The sequence below is a fragment of the Streptomyces sp. NPDC088745 genome (genome assembly GCF_044751045.1).
Taxonomy (GTDB): Bacteria; Actinomycetota; Actinomycetes; order Streptomycetales; family Streptomycetaceae; genus Streptomyces; species Streptomyces cremeus.
On sequence record NZ_JBIVLB010000002.1, the window covers coordinates 290,222 to 310,188 of the forward strand.

The window sequence follows — 19,967 nt, forward strand, 5'->3', positions numbered from 1 at the left end:
CAGGTGGCGTCCATCCTGCCGCAGGCCTTGAGCCGGCGGAGCACCGAGCCCGGAACCTGTTCGGGTGTCTACGCTGGGTGCAGAAGCCGGGCAGCCGCCGCCGGCCAACTCCGGCGGCCCTACGAGCCGAGGAAACCCGTGAGTGACACCCCATTCGGATTCGGCCTTCCGCCGGAGGAGCCGGAGGACGGCGACGGCAAGAAGAAGGACCCTGCCGGTGGTGGGCAGGGTTCCGGCGGTCCGCAGAACCCCTTCGGGTTCGGCGGTCTGCCCGGCATGGGCGGCATGGGCGGTGACAACCCGTTCGCCGCGATGTTCGGTTCGATGAACCCCAACGACCTGGGCGCCGCCTTCCAGCAGCTCGGCCAGATGCTGAGCTACGAGGGCGGTCCCGTGAACTGGGACATGGCCAAGGACATCGCCCGGCAGACCGTCGCGCAGGGCACCTCCGACGGCACCAAGGACGCCAGCGTCGGTCCGGCGGAGCGTTCGGCCGTCGAGGAGGCCGTGCGGCTGGCCGACCACTGGCTGGACGGCGTGACCTCGCTGCCCTCCGGTGCGACCACCGCGGTGGCGTGGAGCCGCGCGGAGTGGGTCGAGGCGACCCTGCCCGCGTGGAAGCAGCTCGTGGACCCGGTGGCGGAGCGCGTCGGCGCGGCCATGGGCGACGTGCTGCCGGAGGAGATGCAGGCCATGGCGGGCCCGCTGATCGGCATGATGCGCTCCATGGGCGGCGCCATGTTCGGCCAGCAGATCGGGCAGGCCGTCGGTGTGCTGGCGGGCGAGGTGACCGGGTCGACCGACATCGGCCTGCCGCTGGGCCCGGCCGGCAAGGCCGCCCTGCTGCCGCTGAACGTGGCGGCGTTCGGCAAGGACCTGAGCGTCGACGAGAACGAGGTCCGGCTGTACCTGGCGCTGCGCGAGGCCGCCCACCAGCGCCTCTTCGCGCACGTGCCCTGGCTGCGCTCGCACCTGTTCGGCGCGGTCGAGGGGTACGCCCGCGGGATCACCGTGGACACCTCGAAGCTGGAGGAGGCGGTCGGCGGTCTCGACCCGTCCAACCCCGAGCAGCTCCAGGAGGCCCTCCAGCAGGGCATGTTCCAGCCGGAGGAGACCCCGGCGCAGAAGGCGGCCCTGGCCCGTCTGGAGACGGCGCTGGCGCTGGTCGAGGGCTGGGTGGACGCGGTGGTGCACGAGGCCGCCAAGCCGCGCCTGACGTCGGCGGACGCGCTGCGCGAGACGCTGCGCAGGCGGCGTGCCACCGGTGGCCCCGCCGAGCAGACCTTCGCGACGCTGGTGGGCATGCAGCTGCGGCCGCGCCGCCTGCGCGACGCCGCCCGGCTGTGGGCCTCGCTCACGGACGCGCGGGGCCACGAGGGCCGCGACGGGCTGTGGGAACACCCGGACATGCTGCCGACGGCCGCCGACCTGGACGACCCGGACGGTTTCGTGCACCGCGAGCAGATGGACTTCTCCGAGCTGGACAAGATGCTCGGCGAGGCCGCGAACGGCTCCTCCCCCCAGGAGAAGCCCAAGCTCACGAAGGACGACGAGGGCAACGAGGGCGACGAGGGCAACGAGGGCGCCAAGTGACCCTGCACGACGACGCGGTCCTCGTCCTTGAGAAGTACGGGGACCAGGCAGAGCTGCGACAGCAGTACCTGGACCACCTCGCGGCGCACCCGGACGGGATGTGGAAGGCCTGCACGGCCGGCCACCTCACGGCCAGCGCGCTGGTGGTGGACGCCGAGCGCGGCCGGGTGCTGCTGACGCTGCACAAGAAGCTGAAGATGTGGCTCCAGATGGGCGGTCACTGCGAGAGCGGCGACGCCACGGTGGCGGACGCGGCGCTGCGCGAGGCCACCGAGGAGTCCGGCATCAAGGGTCTGACGCTGCTTCCGGGCGGCCCGGTCCGCCTGGACCGGCACCCGATTCCGGCGCCCTGCCACTGGCACCTGGACGTGCAGTACGCGGCGATCGCCCCGGCGGGCGCGGTCGAGGCGATCAGCGACGAGTCGGACGACCTGCGCTGGTTCGCCTACGACGAGGTCGCGGACGTGGCCGACGAGTCCGTCGTACGGCTGGTGGAGCGGACGCGGGCGGCGCTGGCGGCGCAGTAGTCCTCCGTACACGTGAGTAAGGGGCGGTCTCCAGGAGGCCGCCCCTTACTTCGTGCCCTGGTGCTAGTTCCAGGCGTTGTTCTGGTTCTGGCCGTGCGCGCCGTGCTGGCCCACGCCGTACTGGGCGGCCATGCCCTGGCCGATCACCGCGTTCTGCGGCGGCATGACCTCGCTGGGCTGGACCAGGACGATGCCCTGCCCGAGGAAGCTGAGCTCCCAGCCCTCTCCGGTGTTGCCGCGCCTGCGCCGTACCCCCGAGGAGTGCGTCTGCGCCTGCATCTGCACCCGCAGCGACGCCGACCAGGCGACCACCGCGTCCGCGTCGGCGCTGACGTACCGGTCGGGCGTGACCTGCATCAGCAGCGGCTGCCCCGAGGTCATCAGGGCGACCTTGCCGCGGCCGGAGATGTTCATCTGGAACTTGCCGGAGCCGGAGATGCCGTACTGGCTGTCGACGGCGACGACCTCGGTGTGCAGCGCCGAGTCCAGGGCCAGGACGTAACCGCTGTCGACGGTGAGGCCGTCCTGGTCGACGTCCACGACGTGGATGTACTGGGCGAGGTTGGCCAGGAAGACGGTGCCCTGTCCGGAGCAGCGCATCAGGTCCAGGCCCTCGCCGGTGTTGGCGCGGGCGCGCTGCTGCTGCTGCGAGACGTACTCGCCGTCGAACTCCATCAGCCCCTGGTAGGCGACCATGCTGCCCTTGCGGGCGAGGACGTCGTCGTGGCCGGTCAGGGCGACCCGCAGGAGCTGCGGGTTCTGCGCGGTGTAGCGCTCGGTGGACTGCACTTCGGTGTGGCCGAAAAGCGGGCTCTGCATGATGTCCGTGTCCCCTTCAGTTCCTGACCCGCAGGCGGTCCGAGCTGTCCTCGCTGGGCTGTACGACGACGACGCCCTGGCCCGAGAAGGCCATCTGGTACGCCTCGCCGCTGCCGCGTCCGATCAGGGAGGACGCCTTGAAGCTGCGCTTGCCCTTGACCTTGAGGTTCGGGGACCAGGCGACCAGGGCGTCCGGGTCGACGTACGTCTCGTCCTCGCCGCGGCCGCAGTCGACGACCAGGGGCGCGCCGCGCGAGGTGAGGGCGACCCAGCCGGTGCCGGTGACCTTCACGTTCCACAGGCCCTGGCCGGCGAACTTGGCGAGGCCCTTGACCCGCTCGACGCCCCACTGGAGGGAGGCGTCGAAGGCGAGGAGGTTGGTGCCGTTGACGGAGAGGGCGTCGTTGGTGAGGTTGATGACGACGACGTCAGCGCCGTAGTCGGCGAGGTAGAGCAGGCCGTCGCCGGAGCACTTCATCAAGGGGGCGCCCTCGCCGGTGATCCACTGCGAGGCGATCTGGCGCACCGCCGGGGGGTTGGGCTCGTACTGGACGAAGCCCTCGTAGGCGACCATCGAGCCGGTGCGCGCGAACAGGTCCTGGCCGGAGACCATGGCGACCTTGAGCATGGAGCGGCCGTGGTTCTCCATGCGGGCGCTGACGGGGGTCGGGGCGAAGCCCGCGAGCTGCTGGTTCATTTCTTCGGGCTCCCTCAGACCTCGTACGGCTGGACGACGATGAAGTTTCCGGGGGCTCCCCGGAACTGCAGGTTCACGGTCTCTCCGCTGTGGCCGGGGAACGCCTGGCGGCGCAGCCGGACCTGGCTGGAGACGATCACCTGGGACGCCGCCGACCAGGCCACGATGGCGTTGCTGTCGGCGAAGGTGGTGGGCGTGACCGGCAGGACGACCGGGACGCCCTGGGTCTTGACGACGACGGTGCCGGTGCCGTGGAACAGCATCGTGAAGAGCGCGCCGCCGGGGATGCCGTGGCCCTCGATGCGGCGGACCTCGTGCTGGAGGGTCTCGTCGAAGGCGAGGACGTTCTCGGCGGAGACGCAGATGCCGTCGCCCTGGAGCTCGATGGGGTGCAGGTGGGCGGCGCTCTCCGCGAAGAAGACCTGGCCGGCGCCGGTGCAGCGCATGAGCTGCATTTCCTGCCCGGTGGCGTTGCCGATGACGCGGCCCTTGAAACCGGCGCCCTTGTAGCTGAACTCGACCTTGCCCTGGTACATCACCATGCTGCCCTGGCGGGCGAGCACGGCGGTGCCGTTGTTGCCGAGGTCGACCCGCATGAGCTGTTCGTTCTGCGGCGTCCAGCGCTGCCCGGTGGGGGTCTCGCGGAACTTCTGCAGGGCGGCCTGGAGGCCGGGGGCCTGCGGGATTCCCTGGGGCGGGATGCCCTGGGGGATGCCCTGCGGGGGGATGCCCTGCTGCTGGTAGGGCTGGTGGTGCTGGGGCGGGTACTGCCCGCCCGGCTGCTGTTGTCCGTACGGTCCGGGGGCGGCCGGTGCGCCCTGCGGGTAGCCGTACTGGCCGCCCTGGCTCTGTCCGGGGACCGGCTGGCCGTAGCTCTGGGGCGGCTGGGGCGCCTGCGGGGCGTGCGGCGGTTGGCCGTAGGGCTGCTGCGTGTGCAGCGGGGCGGCGATGGTCTGCGCGGCGTGCACCGGGGGGACGGCGGGCGCGGGCGCGGGGGGCGGGGTGCTGCCCTGGGGCGGCGGGGTGAACTGCGGGGCCGGCGCCTGGGGCACGGGCGCCGGGGCCGGGGCCTGCGGGGCGGCCGGGGCGCCGAAGGCCGGGGCCGGGGGCGGACCCGCCTGGGCCGGCGGGGCGAACCCGGGAGCGGCGCCCTGCTGCGGCACCGGGGCCGCGGGCTGCTGCTGCTCCTCCTCGACCTCGCCGCCGAAGTTCTTCAGCAGCGCCTCCAGGCCGCCGTCGAAGCCCTGGCCGACGGCGGCGAAGCGCCACACGTCCTTGAGGTAGAAGTCGCCGAGCATCACCGCGCGTTCGGTGCTGAACTCCGAGCCGTTGAACGAGTACCGGACGACTTCCTCGCCGCCCGCCACGACCCTGATGTACCCGGGGGACACCTGCGACATCTGTCCCGCGCCGTCGATGGTCGCGGTGAACGACAGCTTGTGGATGTGCGCCGGGATCCGGTCGAGCGTGACGCGGAACGACTCCGTGTCGCCGGCCTGCGCGCCCAGGAGCTGGATGGACTCCTCGGGGGACTTCGGCTGGTTGAAGAAGACGAAGTACCGGTCGTCGGTCAGCTGCTCGTTCGCGTCGAGGCCGAAGCAGCTGATGTCGAAGGTCAGCCCGGGAGCGCCGATCTGCACGCCTACGTACAGGTCCGTCCCCGCTGTGAGGTCACTGATCTTGGCCTTGTGGCCGCGCTGGAATTCCCTGGCCATACGTAACGACCGTCCCCCGTCCCGGATGTGGATGCGTCGCGAAGCAGGCTATCCGCAATCTCCGACAGTGCGGCGGGCCGGTACACAGTCGGTACAGATCACCGCAGGACGGCTACGTGCTTCGGCGGCGGACGGCGGCTGCCGTCACCGCTCGCGCGCGGTGGGCAGGTGGGGCAACCGGTCGGCGGCGGCCACCCCCTCGAGGTAGCCGCGGGCCCGCTCGGTGCGCGGGTATGCCTCCAGGAGCTGCCAGAAGCGGGAGCCGTGGCCGGGGACCAGGAGGTGCGCCAGCTCGTGCAGGAGCACGTAGTCGATGACGTACTCGGGCATCCCCTGGAGCCGGTGGGAGAGCCGGATGCTGCCCTCGGAGGGGGTGCAGGAGCCCCAGCGGGTGTTCTGGTTGGTCACCCAGCGCACCGAAGCGGGCCTGGCGCGGCCGTCGAAGTACTGGTCGGAGAGGTGGACGGCGCGTTCGGAGAGGTCGTCGTCGCCGAGGGCGCGCCTGCTCTCCTGGGCGGCCAGTTTGTCGAGCATCACGCCGACCCAGCGCTGCTCCTCGGCCTCGGACATGCGGGCCGGGATCAGCACGATGGTGCGGTCGCCCTCGCGGTACGCGGAGACGGTGCGGCTGCGCCGGGCACTTCTGCGGACCTCGACGGCGAGGCGGGGGGACGGGTCGACGGACACGCCCCGACGTTACCCGCTGTGCGCGGCGGGCGTCCCGCCTTGGCGGGGTTACGGCCGGATGCCGCGGTCCGCCGCCGCTCCTGGACGGATCGGGTCTGCGGCTCACGGATCGGCCGCGCGGCTCCCGGACGGCTGGCTCGGTCGCTTCCCCCCCATGGTCGGCTCGGTCGCTCTCCCAGGTCGGCCCGGCCGCTCCCCCATGGGCGGCTCGGTCACTCCCCCAGGCCGGCTCGGTCGCTCCCAGACGGCCTGTTCGTACGACTAACGCTCGGGCCTGTGGACAACTTTCGGCACGGATTTCCACCGGCGCGCATTCTGGTCCCAGTCGATCTCGCGGACCCGCCGCGGGAGGGGCGACGACGGGGAGTCAGGGGTGGGACCGATGCATCCGAAGGTGAAGCCCGCGCTGCGGCGGGCCTGGCGGGACCGGCAGAGCGTCCAGTTCGGGGTGACGTCCGCGCACGCGGTGCTGGTCGGCCCGGTGGACACGGCGACCGGCACGCTGCTCGGGCTGCTGGACGGGACGCGGGGCATGCCGCTGCTGCGTGCGGAGGCGCGGGCCCGGGGCCTGCCGGAGGAGCAGGCCGACCGGCTGGTGGCGCGGCTCGCGGCGGCGGGGCTGATCGACGACGTGGGGGGCGGGCGGTCCGGAGGCGGTGGCCCTGCACGCCAGGGCCGGGGAGGCGGACCGGCTGCGACCCGACCTGGCCTCGCTGAGCGTGGTGCATCCGGAGCCGGGCGGCGGGGCGCGGCGGCTGGCGGCGCGGCGCACGGCCCGGGTGCAGGTGCGGGGTGCGGGACGGGTCGGCGCGACGCTCGCCGCGGTGCTGTCGGCGGCGGGGGTGGGCCGGGTCGACGTGCTGGACGGCGGGTGCGTGGAGCCGTGGGACGTGGCCCCGGGCGGGGCGGGGACCGCCGCGGTGGGCATGCGGCGGGACGTCGTGGCCCGTCGGACGGTACGGGACTGTGCCCCGGGGCGCCCTCCCCGACAGCGGCCCGGGGCGGGACCGGACGCGGAGCCTCCGCTGTCGCTGGTCGTGGTGGCGCCCCGGGACGGGCTGGACGCCCATGTGCCGGACCCCGCGACGGCCGAACCCTGGATGACGGGCGGGGTGCCGCATCTGTACGCGGGGGTGGTGGAGGCGACGGGGGTGGTGGGGCCGCTGGTGCTGCCGGGCGGGACGGGGTGTGCCGGGTGCCTGGAGCGGGTGCGGGCGGAGCGCGACCCGGGGTGGCCGAGGATGCAGGCGCAGTGGCGTTCCGGGCGGCGGGAGGGGGTGCCGGGGTGTGACATCGCGCTGGCCACCGCGGTGGCGGGGCTGGCGGCCGCGCACGCGCTGGCTTTCCTGGACGGAGAGCTGCCGTCGAGTGCCGGGGCGCGGTGGGAGGCGGCGCTGCCGCTCCTGGACTGGCGGCGCGAGGAGCTCGCCGCGCACCGGGACTGCCCCTGCGGCGCAGGTCGGGAGGGGGAGGGGGACGCCCCCGGTGAGGGCTTGAGGCCGCACGACACAATGGCACCGTAGGCGCCGTCGGAAGTGCCGGGGAGAAGGCCGCGGAAGCGGGGGCTCCGGGGCAGGTGCGGCGCGGCTGTCTGGGATTTGGAGGGGCTCATGTCTGATCTTCCCCGGAAGGCGGTCACCCGTACCGCCAAGCTGGCCGCGTTGCCACTGGGCTTCGCCGGCCGGACCGCGTGGGGCCTGGGCAAACGGATCGGCGGGAAGTCGGCGGAGATCGTCGGGCGGGAACTGCAGCAGCGCACGGCGGAACAGCTCTTCAAGGTCTTGGGGGAACTGAAGGGCGGGGCGATGAAGTTCGGGCAGGCCCTGTCCGTCTTCGAGTCCGCGCTGCCGGAGGAGGTCGCCGGGCCGTACCGGGCGGCTCTGACGAAGCTCCAGGAAGCGGCGCCTCCGATGCCGACGAGCACGGTGCACAGGGTGCTCGACGAGCGGCTCGGCGAGGGCTGGCGGGAGCTGTTCCAGGAGTTCGAGGACAAGCCGTCGGCGGCCGCGTCGATCGGGCAGGTGCACCGCGCGGTGTGGCACGACGGGCGGACGGTGGCCGTCAAGGTGCAGTACCCGGGGGCCGGCGAGGCACTGCTGTCGGACCTCACCCAACTGGGCCGTTTCGCCCGGCTGTTGGGGCCGCTGATCCCCGGCATGGACATCAAGCCGCTGATCGCGGAGCTGCGCGACCGGGTGACGGAGGAGCTGGACTACGGACTGGAGGCGCGGGCGCAGCGGGAGCACGCGGTGGAGTTCGCCAGTGACCCGGATGTGGTGGTGCCGGACGTGGTGCACCAGTGCGACGAGGTGCTGGTGACGGAGTGGATCGACGGTGTGCCGCTGGCCGACGTGATCGCGGACGGCACGCAGGAACAGCGCGACCGGGCCGGGCAGTTGCTGGCCCGGTTCCTGTTCTCGGGTCCCGCTCGCACGGGGCTGCTGCACGCCGATCCGCATCCCGGCAACTTCCGGCTGTTGCCCGCGCGCTCCGGTGACGGGGGCGAGGCCGGCGACGCGGGGTCGTGGCGGCTCGGCGTGCTGGACTTCGGGACCATGGACCGGCTGCCGGGCGGCCTGCCGGAGACGATCGGCGAGGCGCTGCGGATGACGCTGGAGGGCGACGCGGAGGGGGTGTACGACATGCTGCGCCGCGACGGGTTCGTCAAGGAGGACATCGAGCTGGACCCCGGCGCGGTGCTGGACTACCTGCTGCCGATCATCGAGCCGGTCCAGGTCGAGGAGTTCACCTTCAGCCGGGGCTGGCTGCGGCAGCAGGCGGGCCGGATCGCCGACGTCCGCTCCCCCGCCCACCAGTTGGGCAAGCAGCTCAACCTGCCTCCCGCCTACCTGCTGATCCACCGGGTCACCCTGAGCACCATCGGGGTGCTGTGTCAGCTCGGGGCGACGGTGCGGCTGCGGGAGGAGCTGGAGGGCTGGCTGCCCGGATTCGTGCCGGAGAAGCCGGAGGAGGGGGAAGCGGAGGAGGGGCAGGCGGAGCCGGTGGAGCGGACCCGGGCGGAGTAGCGGCGAGGTGCGTCCCGCTTCACCACCAGGCGGGGTCGAGGCGGCCCTCGATCGCGCGGAGGTTGGCGCGGGCACAGCCGACGCAGTAGTGGCGTCGGCTGCCGTTCTCGACGGAGAGCGTCCAGGTCGGCGGGGGTCCCGGGGCACGCGCACCGCACTGGGCGCACACGGCGACTCCGCCGTCTGTGGAGCCCTCGGCATCGGCGGCGTCCGGTGCGGCGGGCCGGTCGGGGTCTGGCTGCTGTCGCGGAGTCACCTCGCGACGATAGCTCCGGCCGCGCGCGGCGTCTTCCCCGCACGTGTGTCCGGACGCGCCGTGGGGCCGGCCCTTCCGGCCGGCCCCACGGGGTTCTGCTCAGTGTTCCTCCGCGCACGTGCCCTTTCGGCGGTCTGTTACTGCATGACCGCCATGGCCAGCGCGCGGCGGGCGCGGAGCGAGACGCGCTCCGCGCGACGCTGCATGCGCCGGGCCGCGACCAGGCGCACGGCCTGGCGCTCGGCGTCGGCTTCCCGCCGACGCTCTTGCATATGGGCCCGGGCGAGGGCTTCTGGAATGAGTTGCATTTCGCGGGTCCTGTTCTGACGCGAGGCGTTCGCGCCGATGGTGCTTGCGGTGGAGGTCGCGGAGCCGGACGGCTCGTAGGTCGTGGGGGTCATCGGGTCCTGCTTCTGGGGATCGTGCGTGTGGGGGCGGTCGATGGGTCCTGTGCCGGTGATGTTCATGCGGCGACCGGGTTCTTGCGCGGACGGCCACGCGGGCGCTTGCGGGCGACCACCACGCCCTGGACGAACAGCTCCCCGCCCCAGACGCCCCAGGGCTCGCGGCGCTCCTTGGCCCCGGCGAGGCAGGCCTCGACCAGCGGGCAGGTGCGGCAGAGCGACTTGGCGTACTCGACGTCGGCCGGGGACTCCGCGAAGAAGACCTCCGGGTCGTACGAACGGCAGGGGACGGGCACGCCGAGGTTCTCGATGGCGTCGTCGAGCGCGGTGAGCGCGGTGAGGGGGGTCAAGGTCGGGTCCTCCGTGGAGCCGGGCGGCGGGAGCGGGTGGGAAGTCGGTACGGACGGGGCGTGCGTGTCGAGTTGCACGGTGGTGGATTCCTCGTCTGGTCGTTCCGGCTGGTTGGCCGGGTGGTGGCTGGTACCGGTGCTGCTTGGTCCCGAGGCCCCTTCGCTCCGTCCTCCCCGTTTCGGGAAAAACAGAAGGGCCGCGGATCCCGGGTGGGGTTCCGCGGCCCTGAAGGCGCCGGCCTGATCGTCGTCAGGCTGGATCGCTCCAGGGTTCGAGCCCACGGAAGGCCCACATCTTGTGGTGGTGCTGCGTCGTCGTCTGCTTGGTAAATCCGGCACCGGTCGCCGCGAACGCATAGGCCTGCGCCTGTGCCTTCGCTACTGCTGCCACCGGTGCCCCGGTCGGTCGCTCATTGCCGCCCTCGACGGTTCCCCGGACGGGGGCGATCGACAGCGGGGCGGGGCTGAGGGCGGGGACGCCAGACAGACCGGTGCCACGAAGCGAAGCGGCGGAGGAGGCGACGAGCAGGGAAGAGCCGAGGGTGCAGGCGGAGACGACGGAGCGATCGGTCATTTTGGTGAAGGTAATGAAGCTGGTCACTGGAATCGCCTCCTCTCGGCGTCTAGGGGTCCCGGCCGAAGCCGACACACACGTATTCGGATAAGTACAGCACAGAGACAGGGCTTCAGAGAAGAGCCGCTGTTCCCGTGGTTAAGAACCTATGGGGCTCCCCGGGAGAAGCGCAAACTATTTTTCCGACGAGTTCCTCCCGCCTTCCCGCCGCTCCCCGATCAGCCCGTCTGCCCCTCCTCGTCGAGCTCCTGACCTGCGCAGAGGGCGAGAACGGCCGTTCCGTACAACTTCGTCTTGCGGTGTCCCACCCCGGCGATCCTGGTGAGGTCGCCCGCGTCCTCGGGGCGGGCCTCGGCGATCGCCATGAGGGTCTTGTCGGTGAAGACGCAGTACCCCGGCAGCCCCACCTTCTTCGCCTGCCGTCCGCGCCAGCCGTGCAGCCGCTCGTACAGTCCCTCGTCCATGTCGGAGGGGCAGTCCTCGCAGCGCATCAGCTTCATCTCGCCGCCGTCGATGAGCGTCTTGCCGCACACCCGGCAGCGGACCGGTCCCCGGAAGGTCCGCACCGTGGTGCCGGGAGCGGCGCCCGTGACGCCCGGGGCACCGCCCGCGGCGGTCCGGGACACCTGGTGGCCCGAGCCGGGGCGCAGGCCCCTGAGGAAACGGCTGGCGAGCCGGGAGGGACGGCCGCCGGGCGAGCGGGCCAGCGCCCAGGACAGGCTGAGGTGGACCCGGGCCCGGGTGACGCCGACGTACAGCAGCCGGCGCTCCTCCTCGATCTGCTCCTCGGTCCTGGCGTACGTGATCGGCATCATGCCCTCGGTGAGGCCGACCAGGAAGACGGCGTCCCACTCCAGGCCCTTGGCGGCGTGCAGCGAGGCGAGGGTGACGCCCTGGACGGTGGGCGCGTGCTGGGCGGCCTTGCGCTCCTCCAGTTCGGTGACGAGGGCGGCGAGGGTGGCCCCCGGGGCGGCCCGGGCGAAGTCCTCGGCGAGGCGGACCAGCGCGGCGAGGGACTCCCAGCGGTCGCGGACGGCACCGGAGCCGGCTGGCGGGGTCGGTTTCCAGCCGTTGCCGCTGAGGAGGGCGCGGACCTGGGAGGGCAGGCCCTCGACGCCGTCGAGCAGCGCGTCGTTGCCGCCGAAGCGGGCGGCGCCGCGCAGGGCGTGGATCGCCTCGTTCACCTCGGGCCGCTCGAAGAAGCGCTCGGCGCCGCGCAACTGGTAGGGCACCCCGGCGTCGGCGAGGGCCTGCTCGTACACCTCGGACTGGGCGTTGACGCGGTAGAGCACGGCGATCTCCCCGGCGGGGACGCCCGCCGCGATCAGGTCGCGGATGCGCCGGGCGGTGCCCTCGGCCTCGGCGGGCTCGTCGCCGTACTCGCGGAAGACGGGGGCGGGGCCCTGCTCGCGCTGGGAGACGAGTTCGAGGCGGTTGTCGGCGGCGCGGCCGGTGGCCGGGGCCAGGACGCCGTTGGCGAGGTGCACGACCTGGGGCGTGGAGCGGTAGTCGCGGACCAGTTTGACGACGGTCGCCTGGGGGTGGCGGGTGCGGAAGTTCAGCAGGTGGTCGGGGGTGGCGCCGGTGAAGGAGTAGATCGTCTGGTTGGCGTCGCCGACGACGCACAGGCTGTCGCGCTCGCCGAGCCACAGTTCGAGCAGCCGCTGCTGGAGCGGGCTGACGTCCTGGTACTCGTCGACGACGAAGTGCTGGTACTGGCGGCGGAACTCGTCGGCGATGAGGTGCTGGTCCTGGAGGATGCCGACGGTCAGCAGCAGCACGTCCTCGAAGTCGATCAGCCCGCGCTCCCGCTTGAGCTGCTCGTACGCGGTGTAGATCTGGCTGATTTCCGCCGCACCGCGCGGGGCCGCGCGGTGGGCCTTGGCGACGGCGGCGGGGTAGTCGTCGGGGACGGTCTGGGTGACCTTGGCCCATTCGATCTCACTGGTGACATCGCGCAGCTCGCCCCGGTCCAGGCGGATGCCGAGACGCCCGGCGGCCTCCGAGACCAACTGGACCTTGCGCTCGATCAGCCGGGGCAGGTCACCGCCGACGACCTTGGGCCAGAAGTAGCGGAGCTGGCGCAGGGCGGCGGCGTGGAAGGTGCGGACCTGGACGCCGCCCGCGCCGAGCTGGCGGAGCCGGCCGCGCATCTCGCCGGCAGCGCGGGTGGTGAAGGTCACGGCCAGCATGCTGTTCGGCTCGAACGTGCCGAGCCGCACTCCGTAGGCGATGCGGTGCGTGATCGCACGGGTCTTGCCCGTCCCGGCTCCGGCGAGGACGCACACCGGGCCGTGCAGGGCGGTCGCGACCTGGCGCTGCTCGGGGTCGAGCCCGGCGAGCACCGCGTCGGCCGTCTCCGGGACCTGCGGGAAAAGGGAGGAGTGCGTTGCTGCTGTCACCCTGCCATGCTGCCAGGTCGGCCGGGGCAGCCGTGGTGGTTGTCCACAGGGGGTGCGGTGCAGTCGTACCAATGCGGCGGTGATGGTGGGAATGGTGCGGAGGTCGCGTACGTTCGAGTCACTGGGAGTACGGATCGGTGATGGATTCACCCCAGCCAAGCAGAGGAGCATGAGGGACATGTCGGGCACCGTGACGATGTACAGCACCACGTGGTGCGGCTACTGCCGTCGGCTGAAGAGCCAGATGGACCGCGAAGGCATCGCGTACAACGAGGTCAACATCGAGCACGACGCCGACTCGGCCGCGTTCGTGGAGAAGGCCAACGGCGGCAACCAGACCGTCCCGACCCTGCTCGTCGTGTCCGAGGCGGGCACCGAGTCGGTCATGACGAACCCGTCGCTGGCGCAGGTCAAGCAGGCGCTGGCCGCCGCCTGACCGCGCTTTCCGCCGGACCGATGACGACGGCCGCCCCGCAGGTCGCGGGGCGGCCGTCGTCGTGCGTACGGGACGGCACAGGCGGTGCGGCCCGAGGGCGGGACGGCACATGCCGTGCGGCCCGGGTGCGGGACGGGTGCGGGACGGCACAGGCGTCGGCCCGGGTGCGGGACGGCTCAGGCCGCGCGGCCCGGCTTCGGGAGCGGCTCGCCGTACCAGTGCTCGATGAGGCGGGCGGCGATGGAGATGCCGTACGGCGGCAGCACCTCGCCGGACGCGAAGGCGGCGGCCAGGTCCTCGCGGGAGAACCAGCGGGCCTCCTCGATCTCCTCGCCGTCGACGGTGATCTCCGAGCTGGTGGCGCGGGCCGTGAAGCCCAGCATCAGGCTGGAGGGGAACGGCCACGGCTGACTGGCCAGGTACTCGACCTCGCCGACGACGACGCCGGCCTCCTCGAAGACCTCGCGGGCCACCGACTGCTCGATGGACTCGCCGGGCTCCACGAAGCCCGCGAGGGTGGAGAAGCGGCCCTCGGGCCAGTGCACCTGACGGCCGAGGAGCGCGCGGTCCCGGTCGTCGGTGACCAGCATGATCACGGCCGGGTCGGTGCGCGGGTAGTGCTCGGCGCCGCAGGCCTGGCAGCGGCGGATGTGACCGGCGGCCGCGATGACGGTGCGCTCGCCGCAGCGGGAGCAGAAACGATGCAGCCGCTGCCAGTTCTCCAGCGCGACGGCGTGCACCATCAGGCCCGCGTCCCGGGGGGACAGCAGCAGGCCCGCCTCGCGCAGCCCGGCCGGGCGCGCGGACTGGTCCATGCGGCCGGGCAGGGTGTCCTTCTGGAGGGCGAAGTAGCTGACGCCGTCCTCGTCGGTGCCCAGGAAGTAGCGGTGGGTCTCGGTGAGCGGGGCCTCGAAGGCCGGGGTCATCACGAGTTCGGTGCGGCCGTCGGGGGTGTCGTCGATCAGTGCCTGGCCGCCGGAGACCACGAAGACCCGGGTCGAGGGGTGACTCCAGGCGGCCGCCAGCCAGGCCTCGTCGAGACGGTGGTGCGCGGCGCGGTCGATGCCGCTGGCGGCGGCCAGGGTGACCGGCCGGTCGAAGGCGGCGTTCATGCCGACGACACCGGCGCCGGCGCTCGGGCCGTCGGGGCTCGTGCTGTCGGCGCTCGGGCCGCCGTCGTTCGTGCCGCCGTCGCCCGTGCTGCTGCTGGTGCTCGTGGTGACGCCGTTGTCGGTGCTGGTGCTCACAGGTGCTTCCAACTCCCCCGGGTGGATCGGGATTCTGTTCTGCTCAGCGGTGCGGTCAGCGAAGGGGCTGCGCGGCGAGGTCGCCCCACAGGTACGCGGTGGTCTCGACGCCCTTGAGCAGCAGGTCCAGCTCGACCTTCTCGTTGGGCGCGTGCCAGCCGTCGGACGGCACGGAGACGCCCAGGAAGAGCACGGGCGCGCCGAGGACGTCCTGGAGGTCGGCGGCGGGGCCGGAGCCTCCTTCGCGGGTGAAGCGGACCGGCTGCTCGAAGGCCCGGCCCATGGCCCGTACGACGGACTGCAGCGCGGGGTGGTCGAGCGGGGTCAGGCAGGGGCGGGTGGCCGCGCCGAAGGTGATGTCGTACCGGATGCCGGCGGGGACGCGGGTCGCGATCCAGTCCCGTACGGCCTGCTCGATCTTGTCCGGGTCCTGGCCCGCGACCAGGCGGAACGACAGCTTCAGTTCGGCGGACGCGGGGACGATGGTCTTGCCGCCGGGGCCCTGGTAGCCGCCGCCGATGCCGTTGACCTCGGCGGTCGGGCGGGCCCAGACGCGCTCCAGGGTGGAGTAGCCCGCCTCGCCGTGGGTGGCGTGGGACTTGGCGGTACGCAGCCACTCCGCCTCGTCGAAGGGCAGCTCGGCGAAGAGCGCGCGCTCCTGCTCGGTGAGGGGGACGATGCCGTCGTAGAAGCCGGGGACGGTGATGCGGCCGTCCTCGTCGTGCAGGGCGGCGACCACGCGCGCGGCGACGGTGGCGGGGTTGGGCACCGCGCCGCCGAAGGAGCCGGAGTGGATGTCCTGGTCGGGGCCGCGGAAGGTGATCTCGCAGTCGGCCACGCCGCGCATGCCCGTGCACACGGTCGGGGTGTCCTCGGACCACATGCCGGTGTCGGAGACGATCACGGCGTCGGCGGCGAGGCGGTCCCGCTCGTCCTCGACGAGCGTGCGGAAGTGCGGCGAACCGGACTCCTCCTCGCCCTCGACGAGCAGCTTGAGGTTCACGGCGGGGGCGGTGCGGCCGGTCGCGGCGAGGTGCGCGCGCACGCCGAGGGTGTGGAAGAACACCTGCCCCTTGTCGTCGGCGGCGCCGCGCGCGTACATCCGGCCGTCGACGGTCGTCGGCTCGAAGGGCTCCGTGTGCCAGCCGTCCTCGCGGGCGGCGGGCTGCACGTCGTGGTGGCCGTAGACCAGGACCGTGGGGGCGTCCGGGTCCCCGGAGGGCCACTCGGCGAAGACCGCGGGGGCGCCGTCGGTGGGCCAGACCTCGACGGCCGGGAACCCGGTCTCCGTCAGCTTGGCGGCCAGCCACTCGGCGCTGCGCCGTACGTCCTCGGCGTGCTCGGGCCGGGCCGACACGGAGGGGATGCGCAGCCACTCGGCCAGGTCGGCCAGGAAGGCGGCGCGGTGCTCTTCGATGTACGTGCGGACGGCGCTGTCCGGGGTCTCGCTCATGGCCTTGAGCCTAACTCTCCGGGGGAGGTGCGGCGTCCGGTGCCCAGGTCACGGACTCCTCGGACGCCTCCTCGCCGGACAGGACGCGCTCCAGCTCACGGCGGCCGGGGAGGTCGCGGGGGCGGACGGTCTCGCCGCTGCGGACGTACAGGAAGGTGGCGAGGACCTCTTCCGGGCGCAGCCCGTGCAGCTCGGCCCAGGCCAGTCGGTAGATCGCGAGCTGGAGGGGGTCGGCGGCGCGGGTGCGGCTGGTCTTCCAGTCGACGATCTCGTACGTCCCGGTCGCCTCGTCGTAGTAGACGGCGTCGATCCGGCCCCGGACGACACGGCCGGCCAGGGTGAGGTGGAAGGGGGTCTCCGTGCGGTACGGGGTGCGGCGGGCGTACGGGGTGCGCTCGAAGGCCTCCTTGAGGGCGGCCAGGTCGCGCTCGTCGGCGATCTCGGTGTCGTCCTCGTCGCCGCCGGGCAGCTCCTCGGGGCCGAGCATCGGCAGGGGCAGCTCCTCGAAGCGGGACTCCACCCAGGCGTGGAAGCGGGTGCCGCGCCGGGCGGCGGGCTGCGGTGGCCGGGGCATGGGGCGGGCCAGCTCCTGGGCGAAGCCGTCGGGGTCCTCGGCCAGGCGCATGAGCTGGGTGGCGGACAGCGCGGGCGGAACCGGCACGTCGCGGGTGGTGGCGCGGGCGCGGCGCAGTTCGTCGGCGAGGGCGTCGAGGTCCCGGTCCCAGGAGTCGACGGCACGCGCCTCCTCGGGGGACAGCGCGGCGCGGGCCTCCTCGGGGCCGGGGAACTGCTCCTCGGGGCGGGGGGCCCGCTGCCCGGGGAGAGGGGTCCGCTCCTCCGGACCGCCGGGCTGCTCGTCGAGGTCGGGGGCCGGCGCCTCCTCGGGACGGGGGGTCCGCTCCTCCGGACCGCCGGGCTGCTCGTCGAGGTCGGGGGCCGGCGCCTCCTCGGGACGGGGGGTCCGCTCCTCGGGGTGCGGGCGCGCCTCCGCGCCCGGCGGCGGAGTGCCGCCCGGGGTGTCGTGCCCGGTGGCCCCGGTGTCCGGGCGTGCGGCGGCCCCGGAGTCCGGGCGCGGGGCGGCCTCCGGGGCGCGGTGGCGGGGCGGTCCGGGCTCCGGGCGGCGGGTCGACAGGGCGTCCCAGTCGGCGGCCTCCGCCTCTTCGTCCGGCGCCGGCGGCACGGGCCAGGCCTCCGGGTCCTCCGGGGCCTCCTGCGGAATCCAGTCGTCCCAGGCCGTGGGCTCCGGCACGGGAGGGGGCTCGGGGGCGCCGCGGAGGGCGTCCAGGTGGGCCAGGACGGTGGCCCGGGCCCGGCGGCGGCGGGCGAGGGCCTCGTCGTCCAGCGGCAGCGGCCAGGCCCGGTCGGCGGCGGACTCCTGGAGGGCCGGGTTCTCCTCGCCCTCCTCGGGCGCGTCCGCCCAGACCTCGATCTCGCCGGAACCGGCCGCGCAGTGCTCGTACAGGGCGGTGAGGAAGTCCGAGGGGCCGCGGGTCTTCTTCTGGTTCGGGCCCCACCAGTGGCCGGAGCCGAGCAGCAGGCGCTTGGGGCGGGTGAAGGTGACGTAACCGAGGCGCAGTTCCTCGGTGTGCTGGTGCTCCTTCATCGCCTCCTTGAACCGCTTGACGCCCTTGGCGTCCCACTCCTCGACGTCGGGCAGTGTCTGCGCGTCGCCGCGCAGGGCGTGCGGCAGGACCTGCGGCTGGGAGGTCCACGACTCGCGGCCGCGGTCGCTGGGGAAGGCGCCCTTGACCAGGCCGGGGGCGGCGACCACCGGCCACTCCAGGCCCTTGGACTTGTGCGCGGTGAGCACCTTCACGGTGTTCTCGCCGCCGGGCAGCGCGTTGTCGAGGCCCTTCTCGTACTGGGCGGCCGTGCGCAGGAAGCCGAGGAAGGCGAGCAGGGTGGCCTCGCCGTCGAGGGAGGCGAAACCGGCCGCGATGTCCAGGAAGTTGTTCAGGGTCTCGCGGCGGCGGGCGGCCAGCGCGTGCGGGGACGCGGAGAGCTCGACCTCAAGGCCCGTGGTGTGCAGGACCCGGTGCAGGACGTCCATCAGCGGGTCGGCGAGCGAGCGGCGCAGTTCGCGCAGCTCGCGGGCGAGGTGGGCGAAACGCACCCTGGCCTCGGACGAGAACGGCAGCCCGTCGTCCTTGGCCTCCGGCGACTCCAGGAAGGTGTCCAGGGCGTCCGCGAGCGATATCACCTCCGAGGGGTCGACCCCCTCGACGGCCTCCGCGAGCCTGCGGTCCGGGTCGTCGCCGCCGCTCCCCCGGTGCACCAGGAGGCGGGCGCGGCGGCCGAGGAGGGCCAGGTCGCGGGGGCCGATGCGCCAGCGCGGGCCGGTCAGCAGACGTACGAGGGAGGCGTTGGCGCCCGGGTCCTGGAGGACCTCGCAGACGGCGACCAGGTCGGCGACCTCGGGCAGGTGCAGCAGCCCGGAGAGGCCGACGACCTCGACGGGGACGTCCCGGGCGACCAGGGCGGCCTGGATCTCGGGGAAGTCGCCCGCCGTACGGCACAGGACGGCGATGTCCCCCGGCGGCGTGCCGGTGCGCACCTGGTGGGCGAGGGAGTCGGCGATCCAGGCGATCTCCTCCTCGTGCGTGCGCAGCAGGGCGCAGCGCACCGTGCCGGAGTGCTCGGCGCCCGGGGCCGCGCGCAGGGCCTCCACGCCCTGGTGCATGGCGCGCAGGGGGGCGGCGAGCGTGTTGGCGAGGTCCAGGAGACGGCCGCCGCTGCGGCGGTTCTCGCTGAGCGCGTACCGGTCGGCGGGGCGGCCGTCGGCGTGCGGGAAGTGCTCGGGGAAGTCGTCGAGGTTGGCCACCGACGCGCCGCGCCAGCCGTAGATCGCCTGGCAGGGGTCGCCGACGGCGGTGACGGGGTGTCCGGTGCCGCCGCCGAACAGCCCCGACAGCAGCAGCCGTTGGGCGACGGAGGTGTCCTGGTACTCGTCGAGGAGGACGACCCGGAACTCGCCGCGCAGGATCCGGCTCACCTCGGGCAGGGCGGCGAGCCGGGCGGAGAGCGCGATCTGGTCGCCGAAGTCCAGCAGGTCCCGGCTGCGCTTCTGGTCCTGGTAACGGGCGGTCAGCCCGAGCAGTTCCCGGCGGGCCTCGGCGGTCTCGGGCACCTTGCGCAGGTCGGCGTTGGAGAGGGCGGTGCCGGCGAGGGTGCGCAGCAGTTCCGTGTCGTACGCGTGCAGGGCCGCCGGTCGTACGAGGTGCTCGGCGAGCTCCGCGTCCAGGGCCAGGAGGTCGCTGACCAGGGTGGCGAAGGAGCGGGTGAGGGCGGGGTAGGGGCCGGGGGCCTCGCGGAGCACGCGGGCGGCGAGCTGGTAGCGGGTGGCGTCGGCGAGCAGGCGGGCGGAGGGCTCCAGGCCGATGCGCAGCCCGTGGTCGGTGAGGAGCTGGCCGGCGAAGGCGTGGTAGGTGGAGATGCGGGGCTCGCCGGGGGGATTGTCGGGGTCGATGGCGTCCGGGTCGGTGACCCCGGCGGCGATCAGGGCCTTGCGGACGCGCTCGGCGAGTTCGGCGGCGGCCTTGTTGGTGAAGGTGAGGCCGAGGACCTGCTCGGGGGCGACGCGTCCGGTGCCCACCAGCCACACCACCCGGGCGGCCATCACCGTCGTCTTGCCCGACCCGGCCCCGGCCACGATGACCTGCGGGGCGGTGGGCGCCGTGATGCACGCCAACTGCTCCGGGGTGAAGTCGATGCCGAGGAGCTCCTTGAGCTGCTCGGCATCGGTGATGGTGGTGGTCACCCCGAAAAGGCTAACCGGCGCCAC

General features: G+C 73.3%; 16 protein-coding genes and 1 pseudogene. 5 read left to right on the forward strand and 12 right to left on the reverse strand.

Features of this window, described 5'->3' with window-relative positions:
- The first annotated feature begins 138 nt into the window (after nt 1–138).
- Both ACIP93_RS05920 and ACIP93_RS05925 read left to right on the forward strand, forming a co-directional pair.
- Nucleotides 139–1,593: a zinc-dependent metalloprotease gene (locus tag ACIP93_RS05920; protein WP_401756130.1), complete on the forward strand. Its 1,455-nt coding sequence runs from the start codon at nt 139–141 to the stop codon at nt 1,591–1,593.
- On the forward strand, nt 1,590–2,120 hold the full coding sequence (locus ACIP93_RS05925; protein WP_401756133.1) for an NUDIX hydrolase: 531 nt from the start codon (nt 1,590–1,592) through the stop codon (nt 2,118–2,120). The genes ACIP93_RS05920 and ACIP93_RS05925 overlap by 4 nt, the downstream gene beginning before the upstream one ends.
- 63 nt (nt 2,121–2,183) lie before the next feature.
- Here ACIP93_RS05925 and ACIP93_RS05930 read toward each other — a convergent pair whose 3' ends face one another.
- The 4 genes from ACIP93_RS05930 to ACIP93_RS05945 form a co-directional block, all read right to left on the reverse strand.
- On the reverse strand, nt 2,184–2,939 hold the full coding sequence (locus tag ACIP93_RS05930) for an AIM24 family protein (RefSeq protein ID WP_401756136.1): 756 nt from the start codon (nt 2,937–2,939) through the stop codon (nt 2,184–2,186).
- 16 nt (nt 2,940–2,955) lie between these two features.
- Entirely contained in the window at nt 2,956–3,636 is a 681-nt protein-coding gene (locus tag ACIP93_RS05935; protein WP_345228537.1) for an AIM24 family protein, read from the reverse strand.
- A gap of 14 nt (nt 3,637–3,650) precedes the next feature.
- Entirely contained in the window at nt 3,651–5,351 is a 1,701-nt protein-coding gene (locus tag ACIP93_RS05940; RefSeq protein ID WP_401756139.1) for a TerD family protein, read from the reverse strand.
- Nucleotides 5,352–5,495: 144 nt separating this feature from the next.
- Nucleotides 5,496–6,038, reverse strand: coding sequence for a M48 family metallopeptidase (locus ACIP93_RS05945; protein ID WP_401756142.1), 543 nt, complete (start codon nt 6,036–6,038; stop codon nt 5,496–5,498).
- Between the two features lie 382 nt (nt 6,039–6,420).
- On the opposite strand from ACIP93_RS05945, the pseudogene ACIP93_RS05950 reads away from it, so the two are divergent.
- Together ACIP93_RS05950 and ACIP93_RS05955 are read left to right on the forward strand one after the other, a co-directional pair.
- A pseudogene (locus tag ACIP93_RS05950) lies at nt 6,421–7,561 on the forward strand (ThiF family adenylyltransferase).
- Nucleotides 7,562–7,648: 87 nt separating this feature from the next.
- Complete coding sequence (locus ACIP93_RS05955) at nt 7,649–9,064, forward strand: ABC1 kinase family protein (RefSeq protein WP_401756145.1); 1,416 nt, start codon at nt 7,649–7,651, stop codon at nt 9,062–9,064.
- Between the two features lie 19 nt (nt 9,065–9,083).
- Here ACIP93_RS05955 and ACIP93_RS05960 read toward each other — a convergent pair whose 3' ends face one another.
- The 5 genes from ACIP93_RS05960 to ACIP93_RS05980 form a co-directional block, all read right to left on the reverse strand.
- Nucleotides 9,084–9,320, reverse strand: a complete 237-nt coding sequence (locus ACIP93_RS05960) for a hypothetical protein (protein WP_401756148.1) — start codon at nt 9,318–9,320, stop codon at nt 9,084–9,086.
- 137 nt (nt 9,321–9,457) lie between these two features.
- On the reverse strand, nt 9,458–9,787 hold the full coding sequence (locus ACIP93_RS05965; RefSeq protein WP_189820681.1) for a hypothetical protein: 330 nt from the start codon (nt 9,785–9,787) through the stop codon (nt 9,458–9,460).
- On the reverse strand, nt 9,784–10,152 hold the full coding sequence (locus ACIP93_RS05970; RefSeq protein ID WP_345228543.1) for a WhiB family transcriptional regulator: 369 nt from the start codon (nt 10,150–10,152) through the stop codon (nt 9,784–9,786). Before ACIP93_RS05970 ends, ACIP93_RS05965 begins: the two co-directional genes overlap by 4 nt.
- A gap of 172 nt (nt 10,153–10,324) precedes the next feature.
- Nucleotides 10,325–10,675, reverse strand: coding sequence for a hypothetical protein (locus ACIP93_RS05975; RefSeq protein ID WP_401756152.1), 351 nt, complete (start codon nt 10,673–10,675; stop codon nt 10,325–10,327).
- A 191-nt stretch (nt 10,676–10,866) separates the two neighbouring features.
- The gene (locus ACIP93_RS05980; protein WP_345228544.1) at nt 10,867–13,050 is read right to left on the reverse strand and encodes an ATP-dependent DNA helicase UvrD2; all 2,184 of its coding nucleotides are present in this window, start codon (nt 13,048–13,050) and stop codon (nt 10,867–10,869) included.
- Nucleotides 13,051–13,228: 178 nt separating this feature from the next.
- Between ACIP93_RS05980 and ACIP93_RS05985 the strand changes: the two genes are divergently transcribed.
- The gene (locus ACIP93_RS05985) at nt 13,229–13,486 is read left to right on the forward strand and encodes a glutaredoxin domain-containing protein (RefSeq protein ID WP_345228545.1); all 258 of its coding nucleotides are present in this window, start codon (nt 13,229–13,231) and stop codon (nt 13,484–13,486) included.
- A 176-nt stretch (nt 13,487–13,662) separates the two neighbouring features.
- Here ACIP93_RS05985 and nudC read toward each other — a convergent pair whose 3' ends face one another.
- From nudC to ACIP93_RS06000, 3 genes are all read right to left on the reverse strand, one after another.
- Nucleotides 13,663–14,598, reverse strand: coding sequence for an NAD(+) diphosphatase (gene nudC / locus ACIP93_RS05990; RefSeq protein WP_401756999.1), 936 nt, complete (start codon nt 14,596–14,598; stop codon nt 13,663–13,665).
- Between the two features lie 190 nt (nt 14,599–14,788).
- A complete protein-coding gene (locus tag ACIP93_RS05995; protein WP_401756156.1) occupies nt 14,789–16,186 on the reverse strand; it encodes a dipeptidase in 1,398 nt (465 codons plus the stop codon).
- A gap of 10 nt (nt 16,187–16,196) precedes the next feature.
- Nucleotides 16,197–19,943: a UvrD-helicase domain-containing protein gene (locus ACIP93_RS06000; protein ID WP_401756159.1), complete on the reverse strand. Its 3,747-nt coding sequence runs from the start codon at nt 19,941–19,943 to the stop codon at nt 16,197–16,199.
- Nucleotides 19,944–19,967: the final 24 nt, after the last annotated feature.

Excerpts from the sequence above, each read along its gene's own strand:
- ACIP93_RS05930 (WP_401756136.1), bottom strand. The coding sequence starts at position 2,939 with ATGCAGAGCCCGCTTTTCGGCCACACCGAAGTGCAGTCCACCGAGCGC.
- ACIP93_RS05985 (WP_345228545.1), top strand. The coding sequence starts at position 13,229 with ATGTCGGGCACCGTGACGATGTACAGCACCACGTGGTGCGGCTACTGC.
- ACIP93_RS05995 (WP_401756156.1), bottom strand. The coding sequence starts at position 16,186 with ATGAGCGAGACCCCGGACAGCGCCGTCCGCACGTACATCGAAGAGCAC.
- ACIP93_RS05940 (WP_401756139.1), bottom strand. The coding sequence starts at position 5,351 with ATGGCCAGGGAATTCCAGCGCGGCCACAAGGCCAAGATCAGTGACCTC.
- ACIP93_RS05935 (WP_345228537.1), bottom strand. The coding sequence starts at position 3,636 with ATGAACCAGCAGCTCGCGGGCTTCGCCCCGACCCCCGTCAGCGCCCGC.
- ACIP93_RS05965 (WP_189820681.1), bottom strand. The coding sequence starts at position 9,787 with ATGAACATCACCGGCACAGGACCCATCGACCGCCCCCACACGCACGAT.
- nudC (WP_401756999.1), bottom strand. The coding sequence starts at position 14,598 with ATGAACGCCGCCTTCGACCGGCCGGTCACCCTGGCCGCCGCCAGCGGC.
- ACIP93_RS05955 (WP_401756145.1), top strand. The coding sequence starts at position 7,649 with ATGTCTGATCTTCCCCGGAAGGCGGTCACCCGTACCGCCAAGCTGGCC.